Raw genomic sequence first — 20,139 nt, 5'->3', positions numbered from 1 at the left:
CTCTAATGTTCAGACATTACTTCTTCAAATGTAAAAAACAAACAGATCTGAGTCAAAATTCCCACCGTAAAATTGACACTATCGACAATCGGCTTGTCGGTCTCATAATCAAGGATTCCCGCACGGTGGATGGCGCGGTCATCGTCTCCGCCTTTGGGTACAAATCCGGAATCCAGACGAGTTTTTGACATCTGCCATACAGATATTCAAGTCCAAGAAATTCCAGAATGGGGTCAACGCAACGATTATTCGCTGAAAAGCAAAAGCCAGCCCCAAGGAATAGGAACTGGCATTTTTTCAAATTATACGGGATAAATTATTCGGAGTCCTTAAGGCAACGAACTGCGAAGCCGTCGTACTTGGCGCCGCGGAAGTCGTAGTAGCGCTCGATGCTTGCATAGGTCGCTCCCATGTTCCAGTAGTAGGCGAACGTGCTACCACCGAGATCAGAGGAACTCCAGAAGTTGGCATAAGAACCGACATTCTCGAAGGAGGAAGAACAACTAGAACGAAAGTCGCAGTTGCCAGCAGGGAGCGCGGAGAACCCGTAGGCATTAGTCGCATACAGCCATTTTTCAAATTCAATCGCCTGCATGGCATAGGGGGAACTGCCCACCGCCTTATACAAGGCTTCCCATTCCGTCGAATCCGGCAGATGCCAGCCTTCGGGGCAAATGCCACGAACAGGATAAACTGGTGTGCAAGTCAGACCATAACCACAGCCCTTTCCGCTTTCTGAATAAACTCCGGCGCTGTCCATAGCCGCAGCCCATGAATAATAACGACCAAACTTCAAGCAACCGTCTTTATTGCAATAATTGCCGATTGATTTTTCTTTACCTGTACTTTCGTCAACAACTTTGTATTCAAAATTCAAGTTTTCAGCCATCCACACCTGGTCACCAATCTTCACGGTCTTGTACACTTGGCCATCGCGTTCATCGGCTATTTCGCCATAACTAATTGCAGGGTTCAAATACACCCAATTCGTTTTTCCCGTCAGCGATGTTCCGCTACCCGAGCTTTCAGAGCTTCCTGAACCACTCGTTTCCTTAATCACCACGGTATCACGGTTAACCACCACGACCGTATCGCGAACGACAACTGTATCCTTTTGGTTCACAACAACGGTATCGCGGCCAGACGAGCCTCCCTGCCCATCGGCTCCATTTTCACCATCCTTGCCATCCGTTCCGTTTTTACCATCGGTACCATTCTTGCCATCGGTTCCGTTCTTTCCATCAGCACCATTTTTACCATCGGCCCCATCTTTTCCATCGGCACCGTCCTTGCCGTTCAGCATCTGCCACTTACCATCAGCACAGTAGAACACAGCTGAGAAATCAGACACATAAACCATTTCGCCCACATTGTTCTTGGTGCAATCGCCCAATTTTTTGCCCGACTCAAGCACGGACATTGCAGGAGATTCGGACGCAGCAGTCGTTTCGTCATCGCAAGCGCACAGGCCAAAAACAGCCAACGCCCCCGCTACAATCAGGTTAATTTGTCTTGTCTTCATTTTTTCCCTTTGACCATTGTTTTATCATACCAAATATAGAATCCAAATACACCAAGCCCTGTTCTTTTTCTACATTTGCATCATGTTCCTAGACGAAAAATCAATTGAAGTTCGCTCCGGTAAGGGCGGCGATGGCATTTGCAGTTTCCACCGCGAAAAGTTCGTTCCCCTCGGCGGTCCTGATGGCGGTGACGGCGGTCGCGGCGGTCATGTGATTCTGCAGGTGAACGAACAGTTCTCTACCCTGCTCGACATGGGTAACGCTCGCCTGTACAAGGCTCAAAGCGGACAGCCCGGTGGCGCCAAGCGTTGTACCGGTCGTAGCGCCGAAGACCTGATTGTGGACGTTCCGCGCGGCACCATCGTGAAGGATGCCGAAGGTCGCATTCTCGCAGACCTTACCGAACCCGGCCAAAAGTGGATTGCGGCTCGCGGCGGCAAGGGCGGCATGGGCAACCAGCATTTTGCAACGCCTGCCAACCAGGCTCCGCGCAAGTGCACCCCCGGCGAAAAAGGCGAAAAGCGCGAACTTTTCTTGGAACTCAAGCTTATGGCAGACGTAGGCCTCGTCGGTTTCCCGAACGCAGGCAAGTCTAGCCTCGTGAACAAGATTTCGAGTGGCCGCCCGAAAGTCGGCGACTATCCGTTTACCACCCTCGAACCGGTACTCGGCATTGTGCAGATGAACGGCCACAGCTTCGTGGTCGCAGACATCCCTGGTTTGCTCGAAGGCGCTAGCGAAGGCAAGGGCCTCGGCCACCAGTTTTTAAAGCACATCGAACGTACGCACACGCTGTTGTTCGTGATCGACGGTTTTGCAGAAAACGCCTACGAGCAGTTTACCGTTCTTAAGGAAGAACTCAAGGCATTCCACCCGAAGCTCGCAAAGAAGCCTTACGTAATCGCCCTCAACAAGAGCGACCTCGGCATCGACGAAGCGATCAGCCAGTTCAAGGCGCACAAGGAAAAGGTCATCGTGACCTCGGCCATGAACGGCGACGGTTGCAAGGAACTGATGCAAGCACTGGACGAAGCCGTTCCGCACGCCCAGAAGAAAAAAGTCGGCTGGGAAAGCAAGAAGGTCGAAACCAGCTTCAACAGCAAGACAAGCGGCAAGAACGGCACCAAAACAGCAGCCAAGAAGAGCGCCTCCACCAAGACGGGAGCTGCCAAGAAGGCTACCGCTTCAAAAAGCGCCGGCACAAAATCCGGCTGGAGCAAGAAGAAGGCTTAACGAATGGCGAAAAAGGAACAGAGCACTCCGGTCATCGTAAACCGCAAGGCGAACCACCTCTACTTCGTCGACGAGACATTCGAGGTGGGTATTATGCTCATCGGTTCGGAAGTCAAGTCCATCCGTGACGGCAAGTGCACCTTGGGCGAAGCGTGGATCGACATCGATGAATCCAAGAACGAAATCTGGCTCGTGGGTGCACACATCGACGAATACCTTTTCGCTAACCGTTTCAACCATTTCCCAGCAAGGCGCCGCAAGCTCCTGGCCCACGTGCACGAAATCGCCAAGATGCGCAAGGCCAAGGAGCAGAAGGGCTGTACGCTCATTCCCTTGAAGCTCTACTTCAAGAACCGCCACGCCAAGCTCGAAATGGGAATCTGCCGTGGTAAGGATCAGCGCGACAAGCGTCAAGACATCATCAACCGCGACGCAAAACTCGAAATGGCCCGTGCGGCAAAGGCGCACAAATAATGAGAAACCTTGTTTGGCTCATTTTCCTTTGCGTCGCTCTCGCAGCTTCTGCCTGGGCAAGCAACAAGGTTGACGCCGAACAAGTCGCCAAGGAACACAAGGCTAGTTTCCACTGGTTCCCCGTCCAAAAGACATTCCTACTCGCAGGCGAAGGCGACACACTCAAGTTCGCCATCGGGCTCCCCTACGTCAGTAGCCACGGCAACTCCATAGAACTCAAGCACGCCCCCGAAATTACGGACGGGCACATTCTGCTCGATTCGGCAGATGTCGCTAGCCTATACAAGACCGACAAAACAGCACCGGTCGCCCCAGCAAGCAGCAGCTCCGCCGCAAAAGTTTCTTCGTCTTCGGCTAAAGTCGCCGCAGTCCCAGCAACTCCCGCCACCACGGCAGCAAAACCCAAGAACGAAACCGCAGGAACCCGCGAAGTCAAGACCATCGTGATTGACCCCGGCCACGGCGGCAAGGACACCGGCGCCCAGGGCAAGAATTCCAACGAAAAGGATATCGTACTCGCCGTCGGCAAACTCCTGAAAAAGGCTCTCGAAAAAGAAGGTTTCAACGTCAAGATGACCCGCGACAAGGACGTGTTCATCGAACTCGGCGAACGCGCGAACCTGGCCAACCAATGGGACGGCGATCTGTTTATCAGCCTGCACTGCAACGCGATTGACGCCACGCCCGAACGCAAAAAACAAATCAAGGGCTATCACGTGTACGTGCTACGTGCCCCCGAAAGCGAAGAAGACAAGGCGATTGCCCGCCGCGAAAACAAGGTGGCCACGCTCTACGGCGAAAAGAACGCCAAGGAAGAACTCTCCCCCCTCGAATGGTTCAAGCTGGAAGCTCGCCTCGAAAAGTACAAGCAGAACAGCTACATGTTCACCGAAGAAATGCTCAAGGCATTCGACGGTGGCAAAATCAAGCGCCAGGGCGGAGGCGTCGGCGGTGCAGGATTCATGGTGCTCGTCGGTGCGCTCATGCCCGCAGTCCTCTTCGAAATCGGCTTTATCAGCAACCCCGAAGAAGAAACCTACATGACAACGACCAAGGCGCAAGAAGACATCGCAGCCCGCGTCGCAAAGGCGGTCAGCACCTACAAGGCCGCCGTCCACAATTACCGTGAAACTTTAGGCAGATAGATTTCGCGAGAAGCCTGAGTCTATTATTCCGTAATCTTGTTCAATTCATCACGAATCAAACCGAGACATTCCTGGAGAATCTCATCGTATGTTTCACGGTAGAGAGCAGTCGTTTCGGGCTCTCCCCCTGCACAGGTTTTGAGTTTCGCGATATAGCCCTCGAACCAATATTCCGAATTATACACTTGCGTATGTTCTATGTTATAATTTTCACCTGCAGAATAGTAGGGAAACAGATTCCCGTTCATCGTCTTTTTTTCTCGATCTAGGATGCTAGCCAGGTATGCCTTTTTTGCTTCGGGCAAGGCATCATTTTCGTCTAATTCCTTCGCAAAAATTTCGTACAGTTCCTTCTGTACATCGGCAAGAATATCCGCAAACACTGCGAAAGAATCTTGCGGGCAATTCGTGACTAGATCCTCCGGCTCTGCGCTGGAACTAGAGCTTTCGGCAACGGAGCTTGAGCTGTGAGTCGCGTAATACTCCTTTTCGGTGGTATAGGCAAGTCCATCTTCGTTCTTGTACAGTTTGTATGTCTTACCATCGGAGCATTTAAGATAAGCTACTGCATAATGGGGGCAGACGCGGGAGATGATTCCATAAAGTGGCTCATCTCTAGGATAGGCATCGCACGACATAAGCTTTTCTTCCCAGGCATCCAGGATCTTTTCCGAAACCGTAGTGTCTTTTTTCAGGAACTCCTGCAAATCTGTACAGGAATAGTAAGGTTCTGAAGATGTAGGGCAGAATTCTTCCACTTTCTGGAACGTTGAGCAAGTTACAGAAGTGTCTCTAGCCAACCGAAGCAGTTCCTCACTCGACGAACTTGTCGCTTCGGAACTGGAAGAAATCTCCTCGTCAGAAGAACTAGACTCCTCGTCTGCCGAAGATGCGATTTCGGCACTTGAGGAAGTGGGCTGTTCGGATGAACTCGATTCCTCCGCCGACGTTGCAGATGAATTAGCCGACTCCTCTTCACTCGAGCTACTCTTAACGGCATCGGCCGAAGAGTCTGGCTCAGGAGCTAACGATGCAGAAACCTGCGAACTCGAATCACTACCGCAACTTGCCCAAAACAAGGATGCGACAGACAAACTGCCCAGACGAACAAACCTACGAATATTCATGTTTCCTCCTTTTCCTTAACACCTTCTCCCTTAATATAGACACTTTTATCAGCAAAAGATAATTTGTCAATAAAATTTTATGGATAAAATGTAAAAACCGGATGCCTAAAGCATCCGGTTTTTACATTTTTAGATTTTTCGCCTTTCGGACTATTGACGCTTACGCCTTCGGCTTCAGCGTCTGTCCTTCGGCTCGGATATGGGATTGCAAGCAATCCCGCATCACTCGCCTTACGGACTACTCAACGTCCATGTCGGCTTCGTCGATTTCGGCGTTGTGGTAAACGTCCTGAACGTCGTCGTGGTCTTCGAACTTGTCGATAAGCTTGAGGAGCTTCTGGGCATCGTCATGGCCGAGCTTCACCGGGTCGTTAGCGACGTAGGTGATTTCTGCGCTCATCATTTCGATACCGGCAGCTTCGAGAGCCTTGGAAACGGCGTCGAAAGCTTCGGGGCTGGTGGAGATTTCATGCACGCCGTCTTCGGTGGACATGTCTTCGGCACCGGCTTCGAGAACGAGGTCCATGACCTGGTCTTCCGGATACTTTTCAGCGTCAACAATAATCACGCCCTTGTAGGTGAAGGCCCAAGAAACGGAACCGGATTCACCCATGGCACCATTGTTCTTGTTGAAGATGTTGCGGATTTCGGCAACGGTACGGACCTTGTTGTCGGTGAGGCACTGCACCATGATGGCGATGCCGGCCGGGCCGCGTCCTTCGTACAGCGGTTCCGTCATTTCGGTACCGGAGTTTGCACCCGTTCCCTTGGCAATGGCGCTTTCGATGTTCTTGGTCGGCAAGCTCTGGCTCTTGGACTTAAGAATAGCAGCGCGGAGACGCGGGTTTGCGTCGGGGTTGCCGCCGCCGAGCTTAGCAGCAATGGAAATTTCCTTGATCAACTTGTTCCAAGCCTTGGCGCGAGCAACGTCAGTCTTGGCTTTCTTGCGTTTGGTGGTGGCCCATTTGGAGTGACCGGACATAGATTACCTCTAATTGGTTTTAGTTAAAAATTACTTGTTCTTCAGCTGGCAACGACGCTTTTCCTTGACAGAGAGACTCGGATCGTCGCATTCGTCACCAGAAACTTTTTTCTTCTTTTTCTTCTTGGTCGGAGCAGGTTCCTCTTCGGCTTCGACGCGGCGCTTGCGCTTGTTAATCGAAGAGTCATCTTCCATCGCCGCCTTCCTTTTCTTCTTCGGGGTGACTTCTTCGTCATCGCTAGCCTCAACACGGCGCTTGCGAGTCGAAATCGTACCGTCGTCATCCATTCTCTTGGAATTCTTCTTTTGAAGGGCGCGAAGTTTCGCCTTGTCCATCGGATCGGCAGACGCCTTGGTGATCGCCTTGTCGTACTTGCCGCCCCACACATTACCTAGGAGCGAACCGGATTCCAGAGCATCCTTCAAGATACCCATCGCCCATTCGTCGTTTGCAGGAGGCAAAAGCTTAAAGCGCAGGTTACGAATTCTGGTCGGTTCCTCGTCGAAATAGAGCATGATGTCAAACAGACCCACCTGATATTCCTTGCCGTCGGAACCAGCCGCCGTAGAAGGAACATAAGCGAGCACTGCGTAGACATCGCCATCGAAAAGGCCCGTAATCAGGGCATCGCCATCACCGCCCGGAGCCTGGACTTCACCATCGGCCTGGAAAGCCCACGGATTCACATCCACCGTCAAACGGAACTTGTGATAACCTTTCTCCGCTTTCTTGAGCTTGAGGAGCGCACCCGAAAAAGCCTGGAATTCAGGCTTAAGCGACTGCGCAGGACAAACAACCGCAAAAACGAGAAAGAGAACTGCGATAAGTTTTTTCATCAGGAACCTTCCTTGAATCACTTATTAATTTTTGAAGAACAGAGCCTTCGCTGCCTCGAACATCGGATCCTTTTCATCCGGGTTGCGGCATTCCGTGTAGATGCGGACCTTGGGTTCCGTACCGGACGGACGCACGAGCATCCAGGAATCGTCGTCGAAGATGACCTTCACGCCGTCGAGCGTGAGGAGCTGCTTCACGGTCTTTTCGTTGTTACCGACCATGACCTTAGCACCCGGCTTCGCGATATCGGCAATAGCGTTCACCTTAGCCTTCAGGGGTTCACCCACGAGGGACTTATCCACTTCGAAACCGGAACGTGTCGGGTAGAAGCGGCCATATTCTTCGTACAAAGCGTCGAGGTATTCGCCGAGGTTCTTGCCGGTCACCGCCATGATTTCAAGAGCGATGAGGAGGCCGAACTGGGCATCCTTTTCGAGAGTGTTGTTGAGGCCAGAAATACCGTCGGATTCTTCGAAAGCGACGAGAGCCTTCTGCTTGGCGTTGCGGGAAAGCCAGGGGCGGAAGTTCTTGAAGCCCACCGGAGTTTCCATCACGGGTACGCCGAGCTTTTCGGCGATGATGTTCACAAAGTTAGAAGTAGCGACGGACTTAGCGACACAGCCCTGTTCCTTGCGCCAGGTAGCCATGTAGTGGAAAGCGATAGCACCGAACTGGTTCATATCGATTTCGCGAGTACCGTCGTAGAAACGGATACGGTCACCATCCGGGTCGAAGATGGCGCCCAGGCGGAACCAGGACTTGCTTTCGTCGAGAACCTTGCGGACCTTTTCGAGGTTCTTGCTGGACGGTTCCGGAGCGATACCGCCGAACAGGGAATCGTCTTCGTTGCGGAGCGTGATGAGGCATTCCGGATTGTCGAGGAGTGCGGCCGGACGGCGACGGGTAGAACCGTGCACGTGGTCGCAAACGAGAGTGAGGCGGCCCTTCTTGATAAAGTCCTTGATGCGGTCGAACTTGATGGTTCCCTGCTTCACAAGGAATTCCTTGTAGATCTTGAGGGAGTCGATGATTTCCCAGTCAACCTTGCCCACCGGTTCAAACTTCCAGGTGGCCATCATTTCGTTAGAAAGCTTGGTGATGACGTTCGTGATTTCCGGACCGGCAGGACCGCCGTCGGCCGGGTTGAACTTGATGCCGTTGTAGTGGCTCGGATTGTGGCTCGGAGTCATGTTGATGGAGCAGGCGGCACCGAGCATTTCGATACAGGCGGAAAATTCCGGAGTCGGCATTTCGCCACCGTAGTAGACCTTAACGCCGGCCTTTGCAAACTGGTCAGCCACGGCTTCGCAGAATTCGTGACCGAGCAAGCGGTTGTCGTGACCCACGACCACGCCACGCTTCTGGAGTTCGGCAAAATCCTTCACGCCGAGAGAGGCGAACAATTCAGGAGTAGCTTCCTTATAGAGACGCACAATGGCAGCGCCCACCACCTGGAGGTTGCGGAGCGTAAATTCGGAACCAATTTCGCCGCGCCAGCCGGACGTACCAAAGCTCACCTTGGCACTTTCCTGCGAGGTCAGGGCAACCTGCTTAACCTGTTCAACCAGGCCCATATCGGTAGCCGGGTTAAATTCGGGGGACTGAATCTTTTTCCAAATCTGCGTAATGTTTTCCATAGGGGTTCCTATATTAAAGTTTTACGGATAAAATTTAGAAAAAAAATCTATTTTCTATCGGCAAAGAAAACCCTTACGATGGCGTCTTATGTTCAAAAACACCCTATTCCCCTTATTCCTGATTCCCTTAGCAGTGAACTTTAGCGCATGCGGCGACAATTCTAGCTCCCCAAGCAACTCCGAAGACCAAAACTACAGCTCCGGACAGGAATCCGCCTCTAACACATCGTCTTCGCCCTCCTTAAAGACCGAAAGCTCAGGTTCAGAACAAACTAACCATTCAGACATTGCCGGTTCTTCGGCGGCAACACAACCGAACCAACCGAACAGTTCCTCGGATAACGCCAATTTTGATAATCCAAGCGGAGAGCTGATCGTATGCAAAGGCATCTATTCTAACCTCACGATTCAAAACACCATCTACCTAGAGTCTTACCACTGTGAAGACGGGAACTCCTGCGCCAAGCATTACGTCTCCGCCTGTACCTTAACAGAATGTACGAGTATCATCATGTACACCTGCTCAGACGGATCGAACATAGACGAAGAAAAGTTCAGCAAGAGATACACCCTCGAAACTTGCGAAGGCGGCTACTGTCAGGTTTACTGCTACAACAACGAAATTGTTCTGGAAGACGGGGACTCGCTCAAAGTCATCAATTGCGACAACGGAGTCACCTATCTTAGGGATGGTGCCTACGACCGTAAAAAGGCTGGGAAAAGCGTTCCCGACACCCTAGAGGACAAGCCTTCGTTAGGATACGATTTCGCCGTCAACTGCGACTACGGCGAAGAGCTTTGCGTGGAAACGACAGACGAAGGACGTTGTTTCATGACCACCAACACCATCGAATGTCCCCGAAAAGAGTAATATTTTCCCTATCCCCAAAATTTCACCTTCCGTCTAATACTATATTATAATCACTATGCAGATTACTAACGCTTCTCAACTTACTGGTGTTTTCCCCGCGTTGTTCACCCCGCTCAAGAACGACGATCCCAAGAACCTTCGCAACTCCATCGACTACAAGAAGATGGGCCAGATGATCGACGACGTGATCGCTAACGGCGCAAGTGGCGTGCTCCCTGCCGTGACCACGGGTCAGAGTGCAACGGTTTCTCCGCAGCAGCACCTGGATATCATCAAGTTTACGCTCGACTATGTGGACGGCCGTGTGCCCGTGATTGCCGGCGCCGGTTCCAACTGCACCCGCGAATCTATCGAAATGATCGAAAACGTTCAGAAGATTGCCCCGGTGGCAGTCCTCTGCGTCACTGGCTACTACAACAACCCGCCGCAGGAAGGCCTTTTGAAGCACTACCGTACGCTGAGCAGCGAAACGGGCGCAAAGATCGTGATTTACAACGTTCCGGGCCGTACCTCCAGCTACGTACACCCCGACACCCTGATTGAACTTGCCGAAGACAAGAACATCATCGGCCTCAAGCAGGCCGTTGAATTCGGCTTTGGCGAAAAGTACCACGAAGACACGATGCGCGTGATCAAGGAAACGAAGGGCAAGGACTTCGCCGTGATGAGCGGTGAAGACGGACTCTTCGCAGACCTGCTCGAAATGGGCGGCACGGGTATCGTGAGCGCAACCGGAAACATTCCTGAGGCGACAAAGATTTTCGTGGACCTGTACAAGGCACACCAGGCCGGCGACAAGATCAAGGCGCACGACCTGCAGATTGCAGCCCGCGACTACATCGACATCACGTTCTGCCGCAAGAACCCGATTCCGCTCGGCACGCTGTTCAACAGCCCGCTGTTCCAGCCGCTCGTAAGCGTGAAGGATACCGCCCACGGCGTCGAAGCGGTCGAACGCATTATGAAGCTTATCAACGAAAAGGCCCCGAGCCTCAAGAAGTACCACGTTTAGACGAAAGAACGCCGCTACGCGGCTACAGACGAAAGACGAGAGATTGCTAAATAAATCATTTTAATCTTTTCAAAAAAATTTCTCTCGTCTGTAGCAAAGCAACGCAGTTGCGAAGCGTTCTCTCGCCTCTAGTCTATTTTACCTAGGAGAATCCCATGGCTAAGATTCAGAAATCCATCAGTGACGAAATCTGCGACTACCTCAAGAAGCAGAAGCTCTCCCCCATTCCCGTTCAGACCCTGAACGAAGACATGGAAACCACCCGCTACTTCGGCGGCGACCTCAAGGAATTCATTGCCGCAGCAAAGACGCTCGGCGCTAAGGGAATCTTTGTCGAAACCCTGTACCTCGAAGAAGATGAATTCTACTACGACAGCGGCATGGACGACGAAGAATACATGGCCCTGTACGGAAACGAAGAATGCTGCGACGGACAGTGCAAGTGCGGCAAGTGCGCAGACAAGAAGTCTAAGAAGAAGGCCAAGGATGACGACGATTCCGATGTCGATGGCGTTTACTTTGAACCCGAAGACCTCGACGGCCTCGACCTTACGCTTTTGAAGCCGCAGATGGCAAAGTACCTCGACCGCGTGGGCGAAGCCTGTGGCGCACGCCTCACCGTTCCGGGTGTCGACCACCTCGAAGTGGAAATTTTTGCCGACTGGTATGACGACTTTGCCGAACTCGTAGACGAAGCCTCCGAAGCAATCGAAGTCGACCCGACCGACGCACTCCGTCAGGCTCAGGCAATCTTCGAAACCGAAGAAGCTGAACTCGCCAAGGAAGAAGACAAAAGCGTGAAGAAGATCGCCGTCCATCCTCCGAAGGGCGCCAAGAAGGCATCCAAGAAGAAGTAATTCTTCAAAGCAACGAAAGTAATTGCATACAAGCTAAAAAGTCGCGACAATGTCGCGACTTTTGTTACAAGCGCAAGCCTGTCACCCCGCACTTGTTGCGGGGCCTCCGTTTTATCTCAAGCCTAATTCTTCATACAAAAAGCCCCTGTCATTAAACAGGGGCGGTTGCGAGAGCAAAATCCAATCGTATTGAACTACTTGTTTTTAGACTTTGCGGTCGCCTTTGCGCGTTTATTTCTGCGGGTGAAGACTAGTATATCTCACCGCAATAAGTTGGATCGCTGGGGTCGCTGCTGCACAGCAGATTCGTTTGGTTGTTGATTTTCACCACTTCCATCGTCGGTGCGGTGTAGGATTTTTTCAGTTCAGTCTGAGTTTCGTTTTTCATAATCGTTTGGACCTGGTTAGTGGTTTAATTACTTCTTCAAATAGATTCCCTTGGCTCTCGGCTTGCTTACGCTGCGGCCCTTGAGGTCGAAGGTGCGCTTGCCCACGTTGTTCAGGTGGAATTCGCCCGTGCGCGGGTTGAGTGAGCCAATGACGGTGGTTTGCTCGTTGCCGCCTGTGGTGCTGCGGCTAACGATGACCACATCCATGGTCTCAGGAAGATTGTTTTCGGCACTAGGCATAATTGCAGGAGCGTACTCGACACCTCTCGGAAGAGGAGCGTTCATCTGCACCTTCGGTTCCTTGATCATATAGGCACGCAATGCCGGGGAGTAGGCTCCGGCACCGAGCTTTACGAACTGGCCGATTTGCTTGGCTCCATCCTGAACCTTTGCGGCAAATGCGCGGATGAGTCCATCCTTTGTTTCATCCTCGGTCCAAGTATGCTTTTGCAGCGTACCGCGGAAAATCCAATCTCCATCGACTTCGCCGCGAGTTTCGGTCTTGGCGGGGGTCGGCTTGAGCGTCGCTCCTATCGTGAACGTGATGACATCTGCATCCACCTGCACCATGTACGGGGTGTAGGCGAATATCTTGCCAGCATTGTCGAAATAGTCGGATTCGTTGCATCGTTCGTACTTGGCAGTTTTTTCGCAGTCCGTGTCACCGTTTGCATTGCATTTTGCGATAGCGTCTTTTTGGAGAGAATCCTGGACGTCCTTGTTGCACCATACGTACTGCATACCCACACTTGATTTTCCGTTAGATTGCTGAACGCCATTGAACTCGACGATGGATTTTACACCCTGGAGATTGCTGGCGTCGTAGTCAAACGGAAGCATGATCGTTGCAAAGCCGCTCTGCTTAAAGGTGCGGTTCAGGATAATTTTGTCAACAGCGATATCCGTTTCGATCTTGATGGCGTCTGTGCCGTTAAAGTTTCCGTCAATCGCGACATAGGTCTTGTCATCTAAATAATCTGTATAAACCACGAACGGAGCGTAATAAGGAGTGAAAGTCCTTTCATTACCAAAGTATACATACTGGTGTCCCGCATAAATGTTGTTGTCTTCATCCTTGAAGAACTTTCCGTTTGCAAAGGAAATCATCCCGTAGAACGGACTCTTAAACATAATCGAGTCGGTTTCATTTTTCCAACTGAAGTTGATTTCTCCAGGAGCTCCTGTGACAGGATTCCATGATTCCATGCTACTGCTACAGGTAGACTGAGCTTCAACGGTTATGATACCTCCGTTAATGTTAATCTTTTCGTTTGCGAAGATTGCGCTTCCACTACTTTTGGTAATGACTGTACCGTCATTGATCGTTACTTCGCCCTCGGAATAAATTGCGAGATCTGAAGATTCTGCATTGATAAAGCCTCCGTTGAGGGTCACGTTGTCTGCATAAATGGCCTTATCCCAAGCATAAATATCAAGTTTGCCGGTGCCAGTGGACTGTCCATAAATGGTCAGGCTGGCCTTGCCATTGTAGTCCTTGGTGATGCCATAGCTATTAATGCTATTCTCCGTTGTTCCGATGCTCATCGTGTAATCATCGGTCAAAACGATATGCACGTCGCCACTAATTTGGAGGGAGTTTGTATAAGTAATGTCGTTCAGCACTACATACCAACCCGCATCAAGAGCAGTTTCGTTGCCGGTCAGGACATTGTATTTTGTCAAGGTTTGTTCGCTGCCGTTTGCGTCGATGTAGGCAATATCAGTCAATTCCCTGATGGAGAAAGATGTGCTTGCAGTCTTATTCAACTTGTAGTTGCTGTTGCAGATTTCCGTCACCGTGGCAATGTGGTTTCCGACCTCTTCTGCGGCACCTGTCACTGTAGCGACGCACTTGTCGCCTTCCAAAACACCTTCTACCGTAGCAGTCGGAACATGTTCTTTGCCATCGTAGAAGAACAACGTGTTGCCCCATGTAATGGTAACATTCTTCGGTCCAACCGTCAATTCGCCTGCAACAAATTCAATGTCGTAATTTTCGGCTGTCAAGCCACTCGGCGTAATATCATATTTGCCTGCAGCACCACCCCTATCGTACTTGCATTCGTAAGCTAGAGTTCCGTTCAAGACCGACTCATCTTCTTCGCCGACAAAGCCGCTATATACAACGCCAGCAAAGGAAAGATCGTCGCCATAGACAATCGTATCGTTCAAGGCCGTAACCGTGAGCGGAGCCTTTGTAATTTCGAAGGCCTGTTCGAAGCCTGTTTCCGGCAACTTGTAGTTGGGATTGCTCAACTCTGTTACCGTAGCCGTGTATTTGCCAGCATTTGTAGCGGCTCCCGTCACCGTGAAACTACACTTGTCGTCTTCCAAAACACCTTCAAACGTTACTGCTGGGATATGTTCGGTTCCATCGTATGTGAACGTATTCTGCTTGTCCCAGGCGATGGAAACTTCCTTCGGCACAACAGTCAGTTCACCTTCCTTAAATTGAATTTCATAGTTGTTGGCAGTCACATTCCCCGGCGTGATTGTATAGCCAGAAGCTGCTTTATCTCCAGCCTTATAACTATACTCATAAGATATCGTACCATTAAGAATTTCGGATATTTCCTTTAACGTATCGACACCGACAAAGCCAATACATTCGACACTGTCGTTTGCAGGTTCGTCACCGTAAGAAATCGTCTTATTCTTTGCTACAACAGTGAGCGGGGCCTTTGTGATGTTAAATTCCTTTATAGTTTTGTCATAATATCTTCCGATTCCCTCAATGACAAATGATGCCTTACCGACATTTAAGTTGTTTTCGCAATAAACTTTGTAGTCATCATTTACGAGAATGCTGTCGGGCTTTTCTATATCGGGGGTAGGACAAATAGAGTCGCCAATGTAGATTTGGTCGGGAATTTTGTCAATTTCTATTTCTGGGAGTTTTTTAGCCCACTTGGCATAGACGGTAGTGTTTGCGGTTACGGGTGCGAAGAAGTCAAATTCAGTATCGCCATTTTCAGTAGTGAACCAGCCGAGAAACTTCATTTCGAATCGACTCGGATCTTCGGGCTTTGCAACGTGTGCCACGTCATTTTCGTCAAAGGTTGTAGCGACCGTATTTGGTGTGCGGCCGTCCTGGAGGTTAAGGGTCACGACATAACATGGCAAGATGGTTTTATCAATCAGGCTTTCATCAAACTTGCTATAAACATTGCCGTCTTCATCTTTAAAACCCTTATCTTTAGCAAAAGAAATGCTGTTTCCACGACCTAATGTATAGCGGTCATTTGCATTGTGCCAGTCCAAGATAACTCCATCATCAGCTTGGATTGTTGCTTCTGCTTCTGGATCATCTTTGTCGATGTTAGAGGAAATATTGACGGTTCCGCTGTTGATATGGACTTCTCCAGATGCTTCTATAGCCTTGAGTCCATCACCTTTTCTTATGGTGATATTCCCTCCGTTAATGCTCAAGTTCCCATTGACAACAACGGGACAAATCGTATTAGACGAATCATAAACAGTCAGCGTACCCGTACCAAGCGTCTGTCCGTAGATTGACAAGTCGCCTTGGATTAATTTTATATCAGTTGATTCAAGATGCATTTCTGCGCCGTCTTCAATGACGATATGGGTTTCGCCATCGAAGGAGAGCGTTCTAAAGGCAATATTCAAATTCTCGCCATTTGGATTGGAGTTCTGCACCACATACCAGCCACCGGGGATGTGGATGACATCGTTCTCGTCGGGTTTGCCATATTCACCGCCAAGCAAGGTATCGAGCAAGGTGTAAGAGCCCGGTTCAAGGAACTTTTCAGCGCCATTTTCATCGATGTACGAAACTGCTTCAAGATCCGCAGCCCACGAGGTTGCTGCCATAAGCAGGGTAAAGATGAGCACAAACCCCAAACGGAGCGAGTGTAAAGAGAGTTTTTGATTGGAGAACATGGACACTTTCCTCCTGTTATAAAAGGTTCTTTTGTTCACGTCATACAAAATCAAACGCAAATTTAGAAATTTTTACATAAGTTAATGACGCATATTAACAAAAAGCAACCCTCCGGCATAATGATGTGAACCCCGAAAGTTGGACACAACTTTCGGGGTTCACATCACTAGTAGGTGGTTTTCATTTTTTACAAAAATCGGCTTCGCTCAGGATGACGGTTCGGCCCTTTGCTTCGGCTTCGCTCAGCACAGGCTTAGGCTCAGGGACCTTCACGGACGAGACCAGAACAACATTCTTAATTACCCATGGTAGAGTTTGCTGGTCTGATATGTCGGTTCAGTGGTGAGGTTCACACCGAGGCGGCGGAACACGCCCACATCCACCTGAGAAAGAATCACGCTGGAATGCACTTCGCAGTGGCGAAGTTCCGGGAGTTTTTCCATAGCAATCTTGGCGTTATAATCCGTGAGGGCGCAAACAGAGAGCGCAACCAGAACTTCATCCATATGCAGGCGCGGGTTCTTGTGGCCGAGCTGCTTGGTTTTCAGACTCTGAATCGGTTCAATCACCATCGGCGAAAGCAGACGCACTTCATCAGGAATACCAGCCAAGTGCTTCAGCGAATCCAAAAGCATTGCAGAAGAGGCGCCAAGCAAAGACGACGTCTTACCCGTAATGATAGCGCCATCGTTCAGCTGAATTGCTACAGCCGGGCCTTCGGATTCTTCGGCCTTCTTGACGGCAGCCGCAATCACGGGGCGGTTTGCAGTACTGATCTGGGCCTGTTCCATAATCAGTTCCTGCTTGTAAACTTGATCCTTGTCGGCGTTGCCCTTACGCACGTCGCAAAGCGTGTTGTAGTAACGGCGAATAATTTCCTGACGGGCGGCTTCGCAAACTGCATCGTCATCGACAATGCAGTTGCCGGCCATGTTCACGCCCATATCCGTGGGGCTCTTGTACGGAGATTCACCGAGAATGCGGGTAAACAGGGCGTTAAGCACCGGGAAGATTTCGACGTCGCGGTTGTAGTTGATGGTCGTCTGGCCGTAGGCTTCCAGGTGGAACGGGTCGATCATATTCACGTCGTTCAAGTCGGCAGTGGCCGCTTCGTATGCGAGGTTCACCGGGTGCTTGAGCGGGATGTTCCAAATCGGGAAGGTTTCGAACTTGGCATAGCCAGCCTTTACACCACGCTTGTTTTCGTGGTAAATCTGCGAAAGGCACACAGCCATCTTTCCACTTCCGGGGCCCGGAGCCGTCACCACCACAAGTTCGCGAGAAGTTTCAACAAATTCATTCTTGCCGTAGCCATCATCGCTCACCACGAGCGGAATGTTGCTCGGGTAACCCGCAATCGGATAATGACGATAAACCTTGAGGCCTAAACCTTCGAGTTTTTTCTGGTAAGCAACGGCACTCGGCTGTTCCTGCCAGCGGGTCAGCACAACAGAACTCACGTACAGGCCGTAACCACGGAAGGCATCAATCAGGCGCAAGACATCTTGATCGTAGGTAATGCCCAAGTCACCACGGACCTTGTTTTTCTCGATGTCACCGGCATTAATGGCGATAATGACCTCGGCCTTGTCCTTGAGCTTTTCGAGCATGCGGATTTTACTATCGGGCGCAAAGCCAGGCAACACGCGGGATGCGTGATGGTCGTCGAACAGTTTTCCGCCAAATTCAAGATAAAGTTTACCGCCAAACTTCGCAATGCGTTCGGCAATTTTTTCGGACTGCGTCTTGAGGTACGCCGCGTTATCAAAACCAACTTTAAACATCTTTCTTTTTCCAAATCATTAAAAATTCAACCGTACAAAAATAAAAAAAGTAGCCCCATAACTAACCATGTTCCCCTATCCAAAACGACCTCAAACGGCACGCAAGCATTTTTCTAACTTTACATTTCGTAACGTACTGTTTACTTCAAACCTACGGCAATAACCATGATTCACGAAATCGCCCCACACAAGCTCGACAACGAATTCCGAATTTGCGACCCTAAGCCAAGCGACTATATTATCCGCTACAACGGCACAAAAACTCTCCTAAAAAAAATGGACGGGGCGGCAAACTACGCCATTCCCCGCGTCAAGGAGTTGCTCGACTCCGAAGGCAAGTCGCTCGAACAATTCGAAGGGCACTATCTTTTCAGCATCGACGACACCGCATTCTTTTTGGACACTAGCAAGGCCGCAACCGAACCGGACTCGGCAGAAAACGCCACTCCCGAAGGTTATGAATTCATGGGATCTCGCACCTTCCGCAGCATGAACCCGGTCGAACGCATGGGAGGCGCCACCTGCGCCCACATTGCCCACTGGGAATGCCTGAACAAGTTCTGCGGACGCTGCGGAAACGTCACTATCCGGGGCGACCACGAACGTTCTATCATTTGTCCTAAGTGCGGAAACACCGTCTACCCACGCATTTCACCCGTCGTCATCGTTGCCGTACGCAACGGAGACAAGCTGCTGATGGCGCACAACATCGACAACCCGAATCCACGCCTTTTCTTGATTTCGGGATTCGTGGAAATCGGCGAAAGCCTGGAACAGGCGGTCAAGCGCGAAGTCCTGGAAGAAGCGGGACTCCACGTAAAGAACATCCGCTATTTCGGTTCGCAGCCGTGGCCGTTCAGCGATTCGCTGATTGCAGGATTCACCGCCGAACTCGACGGCGACGACACCATCCACATGCAGGAAGCGGAACTTTCTGAAGCAATGTGGGTAAAACGCGAAGACATTCCCGAATACGAAACCGACGTAAGCATCAGCTGCTGCCTTATCGAGAATTTCCGCCGAGGATTTACGATTCAATAAACAGTGACTAGTGGTTCGTAGAAGTCATCCTCGACCGAGCCTAACGAGGGAGGGGATCCAGAAGCGATGTACGAGAGCGGACGCTTTACTTCGCAGAAGCGGCCGGGGCCTTTTCAGCGGCAGGTTCCGGCTTTGGAGCAAGCATCACATACAAGGTGTCATGCACCACAACGGTATCGCGGATATAGACCGTATCGGGCCTACACGCAACCGATGAATCCGCAGCAGAGGCAAGGACCGTCGTCGAATCGGCTACAGGAACGCTTTCCGAAGAAGACGACTCCATCTGGGAACTTGACGAAAGCATTTCAGAACTGCTGAGCGGCATGGAACTAGAGGAAACAACCTTAGCGGAGCTACTTGCAGGCATCGAACTGCTGGAAGCCGTTTGCGCAGAAGAACCGTTCGCCTTTTGCGCTTCTATTTTTTTGAGAAGTTCCTCGCGGTCATTTTTCAACTGGGCTAGTTCCTTCTTGTAGCGATCCTTGTTCATCGGACGACGTTCGCGAGCGTACTTACCCTCGATCCGGTGAATTTTTCTATCCAGTTCCCGCAGTTCGTCGTACAACGGCCCATCGCCTTCCACTTCCGAAGTCGGGGAGAAAAAGTCGACAAACTTTTGCCACATGGACTTATCTTCGGCATGGGCGACCGAGACCAAGCAAGCAAGAGAAACCAGCGCGACAAACCCGCGACAAGCCTTCGGAAAAAAAACTCTAAACATATTCCAATGATAGAAAAAACGTACAAATCTGCGTGATTATCATAGACATCCCCTTTACAAAAGCCTCTTTTTTTCTAAATTAACACCCAACGCGGGAGTAGCTCAGTTGGTAGAGCGCGACCTTCCCAAGGTCGATGTCGAGGGTTCGAAACCCTTTTCCCGCTCTAAAACAAAAGGACCAGACAAAGTCTGGTCCTTTTGTTTTACCAGTATGGCAAATGGGTTGAGAACCCGAGAAGAGGGTTCGACAAAATTCTTTTGTGGGCGTAAGCCCGTGAAAAGGATTTTGGACTTTGAGCGCAGCGATAAGCCCGGAGGGCGGCGAGCCAGCCGCGTAGCGGGTTCTGGCGAGACGTCAAACCCTTTTCCTTCTAAGAAAAGCTAAAGTCTGGTCCTTTTGTTTTACCAGTATGGCAAATGGGTTGAGAACCCGAGAAGAGGGTTCGACAAAATTCTTTTGTGGGCGTAAGCCCGTGAAAAGGATTTTGGACTTTGAGCGTAGCGATAAGCCCGGAGGGCGGCGAGCCAGCCGCGTAGCGGGTTCTGGCGAGACGTCAAACCCTTTTCCTTCTAAGAAAAGCTAAAGTCTGGTCTTTTT

At 50.7% G+C, this 20,139-nt stretch carries 17 protein-coding genes and 1 tRNA gene; 8 read left to right on the top strand and 10 right to left on the bottom strand.

Annotated elements, in window-relative coordinates:
• Positions 1 to 2: 2 nt before the first annotated feature.
• Both Q0W37_RS12220 and Q0W37_RS12215 read right to left on the bottom strand, forming a co-directional pair.
• Entirely contained in the window at positions 3 to 191 is a 189-nt protein-coding gene (locus tag Q0W37_RS12220) for a hypothetical protein (protein WP_297701840.1), read from the bottom strand.
• Between the two features lie 125 nt (positions 192 to 316).
• Positions 317 to 1,522 carry an FISUMP domain-containing protein gene (locus tag Q0W37_RS12215; protein WP_297701839.1) on the bottom strand — a complete coding sequence of 402 codons (1,206 nt, stop codon included), beginning with the start codon at positions 1,520 to 1,522 and terminating at the stop codon, positions 317 to 319.
• 82 nt (positions 1,523 to 1,604) lie between these two features.
• On the opposite strand from Q0W37_RS12215, the gene obgE reads away from it, so the two are divergent.
• Genes obgE through Q0W37_RS12200 form a run of 3 tightly spaced genes read left to right on the top strand, consistent with a single transcriptional unit; the run spans position 1,605 to position 4,375 of the window.
• Positions 1,605 to 2,756 carry a GTPase ObgE gene (gene obgE, locus Q0W37_RS12210; protein WP_297701838.1) on the top strand — a complete coding sequence of 384 codons (1,152 nt, stop codon included), beginning with the start codon at positions 1,605 to 1,607 and terminating at the stop codon, positions 2,754 to 2,756.
• Positions 2,757 to 2,759: 3 nt separating this feature from the next.
• Positions 2,760 to 3,230: an SsrA-binding protein SmpB gene (gene smpB, locus Q0W37_RS12205; protein ID WP_297701837.1), complete on the top strand. Its 471-nt coding sequence runs from the start codon at positions 2,760 to 2,762 to the stop codon at positions 3,228 to 3,230.
• The gene (locus tag Q0W37_RS12200; RefSeq protein WP_297701836.1) at positions 3,230 to 4,375 is read left to right on the top strand and encodes an N-acetylmuramoyl-L-alanine amidase; all 1,146 of its coding nucleotides are present in this window, start codon (positions 3,230 to 3,232) and stop codon (positions 4,373 to 4,375) included. Before smpB ends, Q0W37_RS12200 begins: the two co-directional genes overlap by 1 nt.
• Positions 4,376 to 4,398: 23 nt before the next feature.
• On the opposite strand, the gene Q0W37_RS12195 is transcribed toward Q0W37_RS12200, so the two are convergent.
• From Q0W37_RS12195 to Q0W37_RS12180, 4 genes are all read right to left on the bottom strand, one after another.
• A complete protein-coding gene (locus tag Q0W37_RS12195; RefSeq protein WP_297701835.1) occupies positions 4,399 to 5,502 on the bottom strand; it encodes a hypothetical protein in 1,104 nt (367 codons plus the stop codon).
• A gap of 238 nt (positions 5,503 to 5,740) precedes the next feature.
• On the bottom strand, positions 5,741 to 6,484 hold the full coding sequence (locus Q0W37_RS12190) for a YebC/PmpR family DNA-binding transcriptional regulator (RefSeq protein WP_297701834.1): 744 nt from the start codon (positions 6,482 to 6,484) through the stop codon (positions 5,741 to 5,743).
• Positions 6,485 to 6,514: 30 nt separating this feature from the next.
• Positions 6,515 to 7,321, bottom strand: a complete 807-nt coding sequence (locus tag Q0W37_RS12185) for a hypothetical protein (RefSeq protein ID WP_297701833.1) — start codon at positions 7,319 to 7,321, stop codon at positions 6,515 to 6,517.
• A 24-nt stretch (positions 7,322 to 7,345) separates the two neighbouring features.
• Entirely contained in the window at positions 7,346 to 8,959 is a 1,614-nt protein-coding gene (locus tag Q0W37_RS12180) for a phosphomannomutase (protein ID WP_297701832.1), read from the bottom strand.
• An 88-nt stretch (positions 8,960 to 9,047) separates the two neighbouring features.
• Here Q0W37_RS12180 and Q0W37_RS12175 point away from each other — a divergent pair, with 88 nt between their 5' ends.
• From Q0W37_RS12175 to Q0W37_RS12165, 3 genes are all read left to right on the top strand, one after another.
• Positions 9,048 to 9,830 (top strand): hypothetical protein, encoded by a 783-nt coding sequence (locus Q0W37_RS12175; RefSeq protein ID WP_297701831.1) that lies wholly within the window; start codon positions 9,048 to 9,050, stop codon positions 9,828 to 9,830.
• Between the two features lie 55 nt (positions 9,831 to 9,885).
• The gene (locus Q0W37_RS12170; protein WP_297701830.1) at positions 9,886 to 10,842 is read left to right on the top strand and encodes a dihydrodipicolinate synthase family protein; all 957 of its coding nucleotides are present in this window, start codon (positions 9,886 to 9,888) and stop codon (positions 10,840 to 10,842) included.
• A gap of 155 nt (positions 10,843 to 10,997) precedes the next feature.
• Positions 10,998 to 11,699, top strand: a complete 702-nt coding sequence (locus Q0W37_RS12165; protein WP_297701829.1) for a hypothetical protein — start codon at positions 10,998 to 11,000, stop codon at positions 11,697 to 11,699.
• A 250-nt stretch (positions 11,700 to 11,949) separates the two neighbouring features.
• On the opposite strand, the gene Q0W37_RS12160 is transcribed toward Q0W37_RS12165, so the two are convergent.
• The 3 genes from Q0W37_RS12160 to Q0W37_RS12150 all read right to left on the bottom strand — a co-directional run bounded on the left by Q0W37_RS12160 (position 11,950) and on the right by Q0W37_RS12150 (position 17,776).
• The gene (locus Q0W37_RS12160; RefSeq protein ID WP_297701828.1) at positions 11,950 to 12,087 is read right to left on the bottom strand and encodes a hypothetical protein; all 138 of its coding nucleotides are present in this window, start codon (positions 12,085 to 12,087) and stop codon (positions 11,950 to 11,952) included.
• Between the two features lie 28 nt (positions 12,088 to 12,115).
• Positions 12,116 to 15,991, bottom strand: a complete 3,876-nt coding sequence (locus Q0W37_RS12155) for an MBG domain-containing protein (protein ID WP_297701827.1) — start codon at positions 15,989 to 15,991, stop codon at positions 12,116 to 12,118.
• A 300-nt stretch (positions 15,992 to 16,291) separates the two neighbouring features.
• Complete coding sequence (locus Q0W37_RS12150; RefSeq protein WP_297701826.1) at positions 16,292 to 17,776, bottom strand: DUF1846 domain-containing protein; 1,485 nt, start codon at positions 17,774 to 17,776, stop codon at positions 16,292 to 16,294.
• A gap of 165 nt (positions 17,777 to 17,941) precedes the next feature.
• Here Q0W37_RS12150 and nudC point away from each other — a divergent pair, with 165 nt between their 5' ends.
• On the top strand, positions 17,942 to 18,817 hold the full coding sequence (nudC, locus tag Q0W37_RS12145; protein WP_297701825.1) for an NAD(+) diphosphatase: 876 nt from the start codon (positions 17,942 to 17,944) through the stop codon (positions 18,815 to 18,817).
• An 85-nt stretch (positions 18,818 to 18,902) separates the two neighbouring features.
• Here the strand turns inward: nudC and Q0W37_RS12140 are convergent, their stop codons facing one another.
• The gene (locus Q0W37_RS12140) at positions 18,903 to 19,541 is read right to left on the bottom strand and encodes a hypothetical protein (protein WP_297701824.1); all 639 of its coding nucleotides are present in this window, start codon (positions 19,539 to 19,541) and stop codon (positions 18,903 to 18,905) included.
• A 91-nt stretch (positions 19,542 to 19,632) separates the two neighbouring features.
• Between Q0W37_RS12140 and Q0W37_RS12135 the strand changes: the two genes are divergently transcribed.
• Positions 19,633 to 19,705 (top strand) — tRNA-Gly (locus Q0W37_RS12135).
• Positions 19,706 to 20,139 lie beyond the last annotated feature (434 nt).

It is taken from the genome of uncultured Fibrobacter sp. (assembly GCF_947166265.1).
GTDB lineage: Bacteria > Fibrobacterota > Fibrobacteria > Fibrobacterales > Fibrobacteraceae > Fibrobacter.
The sequence above is the reverse complement of the archived record's forward strand: the minus strand, read 5'-3'. Positions and strand labels throughout refer to the sequence as shown.